A 12,011-nucleotide genomic window follows, 5' to 3' on the forward strand; every position below is an offset into this window, starting at 1 on the left:
CTACCCGACGTGGATGCCGGGCCGGCGCTCCGGGTCGGGCTCGTTTTCACGGACGATTTCGCGGACCACCGGGGCGGTATCGCCGCGCCCGAGGAGCAGGTAGCGCATGAGGTGCGCCACGGGATTGCCTTCGGACCATTCGAAATAGGCGTGCGGTTTGACGCCGGTGGCATCGCGCAGCGCCAGCAGGATGGCCGCTATGGCGTTCGGCGCAGCGGGGCTTTCGGCGCGCAGGACGCGGTGGCGCCCCACTTCGACGCCGCTCACGTGCAGCACATCGCTGAATCCGGAAGGATCGGTGACGTCGATTTCAAGGAAGATGACGTCCGCTGTGCCAGGCACGGGGTTGTTTTCCCGCTGGTCGACCTCCTTGCCAAGGTACTCTGCCTCGTCACGTGCCTGGGGCCGGTTGGCGATCAGGTTCAGCCGCCCGTCGTAGGCGAGGGAATCGCTGATGAACTGGCGGGCGGCGTCGTCGAACTCGATGCTGTGGACGCGCAGTTCGGTGGTTCGGCTTACCCGGGACACTAGGGAGATGGCAATGATGCCGAGGACAAAGAAGCCGGAGATCGTGATGCCGTCAGGTTTCTCGACGACGTTCGCCACCAGGGCGTAAAGGATGACCAGTGACAGGACCGTAAAACCGATGGCCGCCCCACGCTGCTTCTTGGCAATCGCGGAGATGGTGACCGCGATGGCACCGGAAACCATCATCGCCAGGATCCCTGTAGCGTAGGCGCCGGCCTGCGCGTTGACGTCCGCCCTGAACGCGATGGTGATCAGGACGCTGATGGCCGTGTACACCAGGACCACGGGCCGGACCGCGCGGGCCCAGTCCGGGGCCATGCCGTAGGACGGCAGGTACCGGGGCACGATGTTGATGAGCCCCGCCATGGCTGATGCGCCGGCAAACCACAGGATCAGGATGCTGCTGATGTCGTAAACGGAACCGAAGCCGTTCCCCAGGTGTTCGTGCGCCAGGTACGCCAGTGCGCGCCCATTGGCTGCGCCGCCTTCCTGGAACTCCCCGGCCGGAATCAGCACAGTGGTCACGAAGCTGCTGCCGATCAGGTAGACGCTCATGATCAGGGCGGCCACCGTGAGGAGCTTGCGGGTGTTCCGGACTTTGCTGTCCAGCTTCTCCTCCGGCGTCGTGCCTTTCGCGGCGACCAGCGGCATCATGCTGACGCCCGTCTCGAATCCGGACAACCCCAGCACCAACAGGGGGAAGGCTATGAGCGCCGGACCGATGATGCCCGTAATGCCCGCTCCAGGCCGGGCCAATGCCGAGGTCCAGTCGGTGATGAGGCCCGGCGTGGAAAAGGCTTCCACCAGCCCCGCCCCGATGATGATGCCGTTCAGGACGAGGAACACCGCCACCAGCGGAATGGCGACGGCCACCGCCTCTGAGAAGCCGAGCAGGAACACTCCGCCCAGGATCAGCAGCAGCACCACGGTGATGGGCACCGCTTGTCCGTTCAAAGCCGGCGGAAGGAAGGGGTTTTCGAGCAGGTGCACTGTGGCGTCCGCGGCCGAAAGCGTGATGGTGATGATCCAGGAGGTGGCGACGAAGCCCAGCAGGACCAGGACGAAGACCTTGCCCCGCCAGAAGGGGAGCAACCGTTCCAACATGGCCACCGAGCCCTGCCCGTGCGGGCTTTCGCGGGCAACGCGGCGGTACATCGGCAGCATCCCCAGGAGCGTCAGGGCGACGATCAGCAGCGTGGCCAGCGGTGACAGGGCCCCCGCGGCCAGGGCGGCGATGCCTGGCAGGTAGGACAGGGTGGAGAAGTAGTCCACACCTGTCAGGCACATGACCTTCCACCAGCTCTGCTGCGGGCCATGGTCCTCCACCGTCTCAGGCCCCACGGGCTGGTGGACGCGGTGTTCGAGCAGCCAACGGACGAAGGCGTTGTGCGGCGGCGCCTCCTTCTCGGGGTTGGGGACGATGGTGGGGACCGGGAACTGTTCGGAAGCCGTCAAGGACGCTCCTTCTCTGGCGGGCCGCGCCGGTGCGTTGGCTTCACATCCGGGCCGCTATCTTTTCGGAGCGTACCACCGGGCCACGCCCGTGCGGGCCAGCCTTTGCCAAAGCATTGACGGAAGATCCTGAAGGCGGTCCTGCTGCCAGCCGGAACAAGGCCCGCCGTCGCCCCTCAGGCGTACAGGGCCCGGGGGCTCAGAGGCCGACGACGTCGAGCGCCACGAGGTGCGCGCCCTCACCTTCGGCGAAGACCGCCATCCCCGCGCCCGGCTCTACGGGGAACACCAGGTCCGTGATGGTGGCGAGCCCGTCCTGGGCGAAGACCTCCACGGAGCACCGGTCCAGGTAGATCCGGAGCCGAAGACGGCCGTCCTGCAGCGGCACCGCCACGGATTCCACGGACGGGAAGGTTTCGTGGAAGTCCACGTGCCCCGACTCCCGCCGGTCCAGCCGCAGCATCCCGTCAGCGGTGTCGTAGCGGATGAGCGTGCGCTGGTCATCGCCGCCGCGCAGCACCAGCCCAACGCCGGCCGCCGGACCCGGCCGGAATTCGACATCGATGCGGGCCACGGACGCCGCCGTCGGGAGTTCCACCTCGCCCGGTGCCAGGGGCTGCGCGTCAAGGCGGAAGGCCACTGGGTCCAGCGCGGCCAACGGATCAATGGCTTCCTGCCGCAGCGTCAGCTGGCCGCCGGAACGGGTCAGCGACACCTCCCGCGGCAGGGACATCGCGCTGCGCCACGCCCCGGTGGGCGTCTCGCGGGCATAGTCCCAGTTGTTCATCCAGCCGATCATGATCCGCCGGCCGTCCGGCATGTTGCTGAACGAGACAGCGGCGTAGTAGTCGCGGCCCCAGTCCAGCCAGCGGTAGTCCCGCATCCGGCTGTCGTCCTGTTGGAGGCCCTCGGTGACGGTTGTTTCGGACCGGAACGTCACGCCGTCGAACTCTCCCAGGAAGTACTGCCCCGCCGAGCCGCCGGCGATACCGCCCGGGTTGATGTTCACGATCAGGACCCACCGGGTGTCCCGCGGATCCCCGTCCACGGGCAGCTCGAACAGGTCGGGGCACTCCCAGACGCCGCCGGTGGCGTTGGCGGGCCCGAAGGTGCTCAGGTGCTCCCACGCCTTCAGGTCGGCGGACTTGTAGAGCACCACCTGGCGCTGCACCGCCTCAACGGCGACCATCACCCAGTAACTGCCGGCATCGCCGTCGTACCAAAAGACCTTGGGGTCCCGGAAGTCGGCTGACGCACGGTCCAGCACGGGATTGCCCTGGTACTTCGTCCATGTCCGGCCCTCGTCCAGGCTGTAGGCCAGGGACTGGGCCTGCCGGCCCGCCAGCGGCGAGGCGTCACTGTAGGCGCTGGTGTAGATGGCCACCAGCGGGGGATTGGCCGGCGTACCGAAACCGGTGGTGTTGTGTTCATCGACCACAGCAGAGCCGGAGAAGATGGCCTCATGCTCATCGCAGGGGATGGCCACCGGCTGTTCCTCCCAGTGGAGCAGGTCGCGTGACGTGGCGTGGCCCCAGGACATGTTGCCCCAGTCCGGGCCAAAGGGATTATGCTGGTAGAAGAGGTGGTACGTGCCGTTGAGGTAGACCAGCCCGTTGGGATCGTTGAGCCAGTTGCGGTCGGCAGTGTAGTGGAACTCCGGCCGGTAACGGTCCGTGCCGGCCACAGTGGGAAGCGCCGTCGATATTGTCTTCATGGTCAGCCCTTCACGCCGCTGGAGGCGATGCTGTTGACGAAGGAACGCTGGAAGGCGATGAACAGCACCACCACCGGAACGGTGATGAGGGAGGCATACGCCATCACTTCACCCCAGGAGACGTTCAGCTGGAAGAAGTACTGGATGCCGATCATCACCGGCCGCAGCTCCTCGGACTGGACCACCATGAGCGGCCAGAGGTAGGAGTTCCAGGCGGGCAGGAAGGTCAGGATCGCCACGGTTGCCGTGGCGGGTCCGGCCAGGGGCATCACCACCTGGCGGTAGATCTTGAACCAGCCGGCGCCGTCGATCCGCGCTGCCTCGTCCAGTTCCTTGGGGATGGACTCGAAGTACTGGTGGAACAGGTAGATGGAGAAGGCGTTGGCGATGAAGGGAATGATCTGCACCTGGTAGGTGTCCAGCCAGCCCTTGGAGAATTCAAGGCTAAAGCCGTTCAGCTCAAAGTAGGGAAGCTGGTTGACCCACCACACCAGCGGCAGGGCCAGCGTCTGGAAGGGCACGATCAGCGTGGCCAGGATGGCGGTGAACACGATCTTCTTGCCGCGGACCTGCATGCGGGACAGGGCGAAGGCGCAAAGGCTGTTCACGAAGATGCCCAGGATAACGGTCACGGCGGAGACGCCCACCGAGTTGAGCAGGAACCGCGCGGCTGGGACGCGGTCGAAGACGGCCGTGTAGTTGTCGAAGGAGATGTTGCCCACCGGCAGGAACGCGGCCAGGGAGGACATGTCGCCGAAGATCTGCTGGTCAGGCTTCAGCGAGGACACGAGCATGAACACGATGGGGAACGCGGCGACGACGGCGAAGAGGATGCGCACCAGCATGGTACCGGCGCTGCGCAGGAGGAGTTGGTTTTTCATGTCAGTCTTTCTCCCGGGTGAGGTAGCGCTGCACCGCGGAGACGATCAGTACCAGGACGAAGAACACCAGCGAAATGGCGGAGGCATAGGAGGTTTCCTGCTGCCGGTAGCCGGACTGGACCGCCTCGTAAATGATGGTGGTGGTGGAATCCATGGGCCCGCCCTGGGTCATCACACTGATCTGGTCGAACAGGCCAAGGGCTTGGATGGTGATGGTGACGAGCACCAGGCTGCGGGTGTGGAACAGGCCCGGCCAGGTGACGTAGCGGAACTGCTGCCAGCGGCTGGTGCCGTCCAGTTGGGACGCCTCGTAGAGTTCGCCGGAGATGCCCTGCAGCCCGGCGAGCCAGATGATCATGTGGAAGCCGGCCGCCTGCCAGATGGACAGGATGATGATGGCCGGCATCGCGGTGTTGGGATCGCCCAGCCAGTCCGGGCCGTTGATCAGGCCGAAGCTGACGGCGGAGAGGATCTCGTTGACCAGGCCGTCCTTGCGGTACATGAACAGCCAGAGCAGCGAGACCACCACCATGGAGGTGACCACGGGCAGGAAGTACACGGTGCGGAAGAAGTTCACGCCGCGGAACTTCTTGTTGATCAGCAGCGCCATGACCAGGGCCAGGCCGGACTGCACCGGGACGATCACCACGGTGAAGTAGGCGACGTTGAGCAGTGCGCGGTAGAACGTGGGGTCCGTGAACAAGCGGGCGAAGTTGTCCACGCCGACGAACTCGATGGGTCGCGGCGAGATGAGGCGCGCGTTCGTGAAGGCCAGGCCGAAGCCGAGGATCGCCGGGATGAAGATGAAGGCCAGCAGGAGCACCGCTGCCGGGGCGATCATGCCCCAGCCGCTGAGCTGCTCGCGGCGGAAGCCGGGCCGGCGGTGCGGTGCGGGCTTGGCGTGCGACGGCGGGGCGGCGGCGTGGGTGCCGGAAGGGATGCGGGGGCGGGTGGGAAGGGGAGCAGTTGCCATGGGAGTCTTTCGTGGATCAGGCTGCCGGAGGGCCTGCCGTGCCGTGCGGCGCGGCAGGCCTCCAGCGGCTCCGGCTAGTTCTTGTAGCCGCCGTTGGACTTGATGTTGGCGTCGATCGCCTTCACGGCGTTGTCCAGGGTGGACTTGGCATCGGCGCCGTTGAGGATGTCCTGCACAGCCTTGCCGTACTCGGTGGCGATGAAGGGGTAGGCGGGCGTCTCCGGGCGCATCACGGCATATTTGCGGGAGAAGTCCATGAAGATCCGGTTGGCACCGCCTTCGGCGAACGCCGGGATCTGGGCTGCTGCCTCATTGCTGGCAGGTATGGCGCCGGTGGCCTTGGCCACCGCTGCGACGTTCTCCGGCTTCAGGGAGTAGGAGAGGTAGTCCATGGCAGCCTCGGAGTTGCTGCACTTGTTGGTGACGCCCCACTGCCAGGACGCGCCGCCGATCTTGGGGCCTTCGCCGAGGTCGACGGGCGGCATGACCACCAGGTCTTCGCCGAGCGCGGCCTTGGCCTTGTCCGCAGCCCACGAACCCGTGTAGACGATGGCGCTCTTGTTGTTCAGGAAGTCCTGGGTGGAGTCCTTGCCGCTCTTCTTGGCCATGAAGCCCTGGTCGGCGAGGCCGCGGAACCACTCTGCCCACTGGACTGCCTTGTCTCCGTTCAGCGCACCGTCCGCGCTCTGGAAGCCGTCCCGGTTGACCAGGTCACCGCCGAAGGACTGCAGGAAGGGGGAGTAGGCGTACGGAAGCCATTCGCCGGTTCCGGCGGTGCCCAGGTCCAGCGGGTACTCCCACTTGCCCAGGGCCTTGAGCTTGGTGAGGGCGTCCTGGAACTCCTCCTTGGTCCAGGGCTTTTCCATGGTGGCAACCCGCACGCCCGCTGCCTTCAGGTCGGAGGTGCGCGCCATCATGGCCAGGGCGACGTCGTAGTAGCCCACCGCGTAGGGCTTTCCGTCCCATTCAGCCACCGTGCTGGGCAGTTGCTTGGAGAGGTCCGCCTTCAGTTCAAGCGGCTTGAGGTAGCCGGCCCAGGCCCAGTTGGGCACGTTGGGGCCGTCGATGTCCACGATGCAGGGGAGGTTGCCTGCGGCAGCGGCGGAGACTACCGAGTCGTTGTAGGAGTCCTGGGGGAAGGCCTGGACTTTGATTTTCACTTTGTCCTGGCTGCTGTTGTAGGAGTCCACGATCTTCTGGACGGCGGCCAGTTCGTCGGGGTTGCCGGCGTTGTGGGTCCAGAGGGCAATCTCGCCGGACCCTTCAGTGGAGGAGGAGGCGCTGCCCTTGCCGCAGCCGGCGAGGGTGGCAGTGAGGGCGACGGCGGCTATGCTGGTCGCAAGGACCTTGGTGAGCTTCGTGTTCATGGTCAGTCTTTCTGCTTCGACAGGGTGGGGGGATTGCGGGGTCCTGCTGGGAGCGCGGCCGCTGCAACGGCTGCGTTCCCCTTTTTTGTGGGGATGACAGGTTTGATTCCGGGCAGCCTTGGCGGCTGCCGTTCGGGTCGGTTTGTGGCGTCAGGTCAGTTTTGGGGCGGGGCCACGGAACCCCGCTCGACCAGCGGGCAGGGTACCTTTTCGTGCGCAGGGGACGCGCCGGGGTTCTCGAGTTCGCTGAGGAGTTTCACGACGGCCCACCGGCCCATCTCGTAGTGGGGGAGGGCCATGGTGGACAGTCCCGGCCACAGTGCGTCGGCGATGAGTTCGAGGTTGTCCACGCCCACGACAGACACGTCGGCGGGGATCTTCAGGCCCAGGTGGCCGGCTGCCTGGTAGGCACCCATGGCCATCTGGTCGTTGAAGCAGAACAGCGCGGTGGGCCGTTCCGGGGCGACCAGGAGCCCGAGGGCCGCCTGCCGGCCGCCGGCGGTGCTGGGATGGCCGGTGACCAGGCGGTCCGCCGGCAACTCCACGCCGTGGCGGGCCAGCCCGGCGCGGAAGCCCTGGAGACGTCCGTGGGCGGCGGGAATATCGTCTTCATTGTTGATCATGGCGATGCGGCGGTGGCCTGCCGTGACCAAGAGTTCGGCGGCGGCTTCTCCGGCGCCGAACTCGTCCGGAACCACCGAGGACAGTGCCGTGTTGTCCGAGGTAGCGTCCAGCACGATGGTGGGCAGGCCCTGCAGCTCCGCAGGAACGGATACCAGCTGGTTGAACATGCGGGCATACACCACGCCGTCCACCTGGTGCTGCTGCAGTGCGCGGATTTCCTGCCGCTCCAGTTCGTTGTCGAGCCCGGAGTTGACCACCATCAGCAGGTGCCCGTGTTCGGAGGCCGCATCCTGTGCACCCTGGATCATGGCGCCGGCAAAGGGAGTGGTGGTGATCTCGTCACTGACCAGGCCGAGGATCCGGGAGCGCTGGTTGCGCAGGCCGCTGGCCAGCCGGTTGGGTGCGTAGCCGAGTTCGCCGGCCACGGCTTTGATGTGTTCCACAGTTTGGGCGTTGACCCTGGAGCTGTGCGTTTCGCTGAGGGCGTGTGACACGGTGGTGACGGAGACGCCTGCGGCCTTTGCCACGTCCCGGATGTTCACCTTTGTCGCCATCGACTTCGTCCTTTGCAAAACGTTTTGTATGTTGCCTGCATCACTATATGCAAAACGTTTTGCCCGCGTCAAGAGCCTCTCCTGGCGGCCCGGTCCATGGATGCACTGGACGGACCCGTATTTTCCCGCCCACGTCATTTTCCCCGCCCACGTCCTGGCGGGCTGCGGAGCAAGCAACGGGTAGGCTCTCGCTATGGATGCCGCCACCGCCGTCTCAGTCGTCATCCCCACGCGGGATGACGCCCCGCAGCTGAGGACATGCCTGGCCTTGCTTGCCCGGCAGACCAGGCCTGCCGACGAGATCATCGTGGTGGACAACTCGAGCACCGATGACACCGCTGGCGTGTGCGCCGCGGCTGGTGTCCGTCGGATTGTGGTGGACCTGCCGGGCATCCCGGCCACCGCGGCCGCCGGATTCGATACCGCTTCGGGTGGGATCATCGCCCGGCTTGACACCGATTCACGTCCGCCGCAGGACTGGCTCGAACGCATAGAGCGTACGCTCAGCGCTGCCGGCCCGCTGACCGCCGTAACCGGGCCGGGCGATTTCTACGGCGGGAACCGGCTCGCGGGCTGGGCCGGCAGGCACCTGCTCCTGGACGGCTACTTCAGGATCGTTGCGTTCCTGCTCGGCCACCGTCCGGTTTACGGCTCCAACTTCGCCCTCCGCCGGGAGGTCTGGGCGGGCATCCGCGACGCCGTCGTCCGGGACAACGCCCTGGTCCACGACGATCTGGACATCTCCTACCGTCTGCGGCCGGACATGGAGGTCATCTACGACCCCACCCTCAGGGTAGGGGTCTCCGCCCGGCCCTTCGCCAGCTGGGCGGCATTCCGGCGGCGCGTTGTGATGTCCGTGGTGACCTTCGACGTCGAGTTCCACCATGAGCCGCCGCTGCGGCGGAGGCTGGAGCGCATGCGCTGGCGCCGCTCCCACAGGCAGGACTCCGGCTAGGAGGGCCGGTCCGCCTTGGCATAGAGCGCCAGGAGGTCCCGGCTGAACTCGTGGGGCGAGGTCTCACACGGGCTGTGGCCACCCCGGTAGACCCCGATGCGCGCCTGGATTGACTGTGCGAACAGACGGTGGAGCCTGAGCGGCCACAGGTCGTGCTCTCCAACCGCGACAAACTTCGGCAGGGACGCCGCAGCCAGGGTCTGCCGAAGATCCGGGGCGTTCTGCATCAGTGTGTAGATGTCGCGCACGGAGGCCCGCCGGGTAAAGCGGAACCGGTAGCTGACGAACCGGCGTCTGCCCGGCGGAACCCGCACCACCCTGCTGCTGCGGATGCCCCAGATCAGCAGGGCGGCGCCGACCCGGCCGTTCACCCAGGTGCTGAAGCGGCCGATCCGGCTCACCCCCCGGAAACTGGCACCCGGTTCAGGCGGGCAGCTGAGCAGGGTCAGGGACCGGAACAGTTCGGGGCGCTGGGCGTAGGCGAGCTGGGCGACAATGCCGGCGAAGGAATACCCCACCACGTGGGCGGGCGTAGCTGTTGTCTGCAGGACCGCCAGGAAGTCGTCGACGAACAGGGCGTAGTCGTAGTGTTTCCTGGGCGGAACGAGGTTCTGCGGTCCCGCCCCTGCGGATTCATACTGGCCGGCGAGGTCATAGCTGAGCACAAAATACCCGGCGGCGGCGAGGCTGGGCATCATGAGCGAGAAGTCCTCCTTGGAGCCGGTGGCGCCTGGCACCAGCACGACGGCGGGATCCCCGGGATTGCCCAGGGCAAGGCCTGCAAGGGTGCCGCTGGGAGCGGTGATGCTGCAGCGGACCGATCCCGGGGGAAGGACGGACCAATCGACATCGCCCAGTTCCACGTCCAGCAGGGCGGCCGCATCCACCCGGGCGGAACCGAATTCCTCCGGGTCGATTCCATAGTCCCGCGGCTCCGGCTCCAGCATGCTTCAAAAATAGCCCAGCGGAGGGGGCTTAGTCAGCCGCCGGGGCCGCAGCCTGCCGCGTCACCTTCCGCACGAAGGCATGCAGGCGCCGGTACACTTCCTGCGATTCCGGGTAACGGTAGTCCTGCTGCCAGGTGTGTTCGGTGTTGGTGCTGCTCCAGTCGTAGACCAGGGTGTCCACCGGCACGGCATGCTGCCGGAGCCGCTCGATGAAATTGAGGTTCGCGCGGTAGAAGAAGTCACGCTCCGACGTACTGACGAACACTGGCGGGTGCCCGGCGTCGAGCCATTCGATCGGGGACATGAAAGCGGCAGCGGCCTTCAGCCGTTCAACGGCAAAGCCGGACGTCGCCGGCCTTTTGAAACGGCGCGACGGCGCAGCAGCGGACGGCAGCAGCATCCGCACAAAGTCCAGGCTCAGCACGAAGCCGCGCTCGAAGAACACGGAGAAATCGACCGCGCTGCAATGCTGCACCAGTCCTCTGAGGTGCTCCCGGTCGAGGGCGGGCCGCAGCGCATAGTGCGCGGCCAGTTCCGGCCGCAGGCTTGCGGCGGTAAGCAGGGCCGCGATCTGGCCGCCGGCGGAATCACCGCCCAGGACCACACGCTGCGGATCGCCCCCAAAATCGCCGATATTTTCAGCCACCCAGGCCAGCGCAGCATTCGCGTCATGAAGGACATGGCCCAGATGGAAGCGGGGTGACAGGCGGTAGTTGACGTTGACCACTACCATCCCGCCAAGCGCCTGGCTGGCACAGTACTTGGTGACGGCCGCCTTGTCCCCGGACGTCCAGCCCCCGCCGTGGAAATAGACGTAGACGGGAAGGGGTCCTCCCGTTCCCGCCTCCCCGGCGCAGGAACCCGTTGCGTCCAAGGGAGTGAGCACATCCAGCTGCTGGGCGCGCAGGCCCTTCCCCGCGTAGTCGACGTCGTGCGTGTATTCGACCTCGGTGATTGGATCTGTGTTGAATCTTGCGCGTTCCCGCGGGCCTACAGCCAGCATCAGCAGGCGCCATGTCCATACAGGAACACGGCGCAATACTCCCCGGGCACTGCGGGCAAAGGAAAAGGCGCTGCCGGAAGGCGGGGCCACCGCGGTCATTCCCCAATATTACCGGGCCGTAAGCGTCAGTCGCGGCCGGCCTCAAGGATGCGCCGCGCATCCTCCTGGGCTTCGAGGGCTTTGTCGCTGACCGGCTCGCCCTTCAGGTGGCCGGCGGCGGCGATCAGGCTCCGCAGTTCCGGGACGGTCCGCGGTACTGCCACCTGGTGGTGCGCCATGGCGTGGCAATTGGGGCACAGCGGTACGAGATCGGTGATGGGATCGAGCTGGTACCCGCTTCCCACTATCTCCGGCGGCACCACGTGGTGAACGTCCAGCACATCGCTGCCGGCCTCACCGTAGGCTGTTTCGAGCGACAGGCCGCAGGCCGCGCAGGAGGTTCCGTGGAAGGCCAGGCACACCCGGCGTGCGTCGGCGTCCCGTTCGTACCGGTTCACCCCGGTCCGGCTGACTGCTTGCGGCGGAAGGGTGCCGGAAACCAGCTCTTCCCAGCCGGCCGCCGTCGGGCCCTGCTCCCGCCACAAGCGGCGAAGGCCAGGCTCGGCTGACGGGGTCAGGGCCATGGCGGCCCGGCCGCTTGCGTTGTCCCACGGCACACCGGGGACAGCTGCGCGGAGCGTCTCGGCGCCTATCTGTTCGCCAAGCGGGAGCAGCGCGTCGAAAACGACCGTGACAAACCAGGCCCCGGCGCCGGACGGGCTGTCGGCGACGGGCCGGAACGGTTCGGACATCACCACTCCATGCCCTATGAGCCCGGTATCCGTGTCACTGGTGCCCTGCAGCAGGAGCCACGCTTCCGTCCCGGGCCCGGCGTTCCAGCGCGGACCGATGTTCCAGCGGTCAAGGTATTGCCCGGTCACCGCTACGTGATCGACGACGGCGTCATAGTTCCAGCGGTTCCACGCCCTGATGTCCCAACCGAGAATCAGTGCAGCCACCTGCTCACCTCAGCC

Annotated in this window: 10 protein-coding genes; 1 reads left to right on the forward strand and 9 read right to left on the reverse strand. The window is 66.5% G+C overall.

The genetic code is table 11. The annotated features are described in order from the left end of the window. The 6 genes from AC2JAJ_RS16950 to AC2JAJ_RS16975 form a co-directional block, all read right to left on the reverse strand. Window positions 1-1,983: an APC family permease gene (locus tag AC2JAJ_RS16950; RefSeq protein ID WP_501053215.1), complete on the reverse strand. Its 1,983-nt coding sequence runs from the start codon at window positions 1,981-1,983 to the stop codon at window positions 1-3. Between the two features lie 196 nt (window positions 1,984-2,179). Continuing rightward, on the reverse strand, window positions 2,180-3,694 hold the full coding sequence (locus AC2JAJ_RS16955; RefSeq protein WP_501053216.1) for a GH32 C-terminal domain-containing protein: 1,515 nt from the start codon (window positions 3,692-3,694) through the stop codon (window positions 2,180-2,182). 2 nt (window positions 3,695-3,696) lie between these two features. Next, entirely contained in the window at window positions 3,697-4,575 is an 879-nt protein-coding gene (locus AC2JAJ_RS16960; protein WP_221385886.1) for a carbohydrate ABC transporter permease, read from the reverse strand. A gap of 1 nt (window position 4,576) precedes the next feature. After that, a complete protein-coding gene (locus AC2JAJ_RS16965; protein WP_486415097.1) occupies window positions 4,577-5,548 on the reverse strand; it encodes a carbohydrate ABC transporter permease in 972 nt (323 codons plus the stop codon). 74 nt (window positions 5,549-5,622) lie between these two features. Next, window positions 5,623-6,915, reverse strand: a complete 1,293-nt coding sequence (locus tag AC2JAJ_RS16970; RefSeq protein ID WP_486415096.1) for an ABC transporter substrate-binding protein — start codon at window positions 6,913-6,915, stop codon at window positions 5,623-5,625. Window positions 6,916-7,070: 155 nt separating this feature from the next. Then, window positions 7,071-8,093: a LacI family DNA-binding transcriptional regulator gene (locus AC2JAJ_RS16975; RefSeq protein ID WP_486415095.1), complete on the reverse strand. Its 1,023-nt coding sequence runs from the start codon at window positions 8,091-8,093 to the stop codon at window positions 7,071-7,073. Window positions 8,094-8,286: 193 nt separating this feature from the next. Between AC2JAJ_RS16975 and AC2JAJ_RS16980 the strand changes: the two genes are divergently transcribed. After that, complete coding sequence (locus tag AC2JAJ_RS16980) at window positions 8,287-9,048, forward strand: glycosyltransferase family 2 protein (RefSeq protein WP_486415094.1); 762 nt, start codon at window positions 8,287-8,289, stop codon at window positions 9,046-9,048. On the opposite strand, the gene AC2JAJ_RS16985 is transcribed toward AC2JAJ_RS16980, so the two are convergent. From AC2JAJ_RS16985 to AC2JAJ_RS16995, 3 genes are read right to left on the reverse strand one after another with little or no spacing between them, the layout of a single operon-like run. Further along, window positions 9,045-9,995 (reverse strand): alpha/beta fold hydrolase, encoded by a 951-nt coding sequence (locus tag AC2JAJ_RS16985; RefSeq protein ID WP_486415093.1) that lies wholly within the window; start codon window positions 9,993-9,995, stop codon window positions 9,045-9,047. The two genes, AC2JAJ_RS16980 and AC2JAJ_RS16985, sit on opposite strands and share 4 nt — an antisense overlap. A 28-nt stretch (window positions 9,996-10,023) precedes the next feature. Further along, window positions 10,024-11,097 carry an alpha/beta hydrolase gene (locus AC2JAJ_RS16990; protein ID WP_486415092.1) on the reverse strand — a complete coding sequence of 358 codons (1,074 nt, stop codon included), beginning with the start codon at window positions 11,095-11,097 and terminating at the stop codon, window positions 10,024-10,026. Window positions 11,098-11,123: 26 nt separating this feature from the next. Beyond that, window positions 11,124-11,996, reverse strand: a complete 873-nt coding sequence (locus tag AC2JAJ_RS16995) for an HNH endonuclease (protein ID WP_501053217.1) — start codon at window positions 11,994-11,996, stop codon at window positions 11,124-11,126. Between the last annotated feature and the right edge of the window lie 15 nt (window positions 11,997-12,011).

The sequence above is a fragment of the Arthrobacter sp. MOO21 genome, assembly GCF_057369995.2.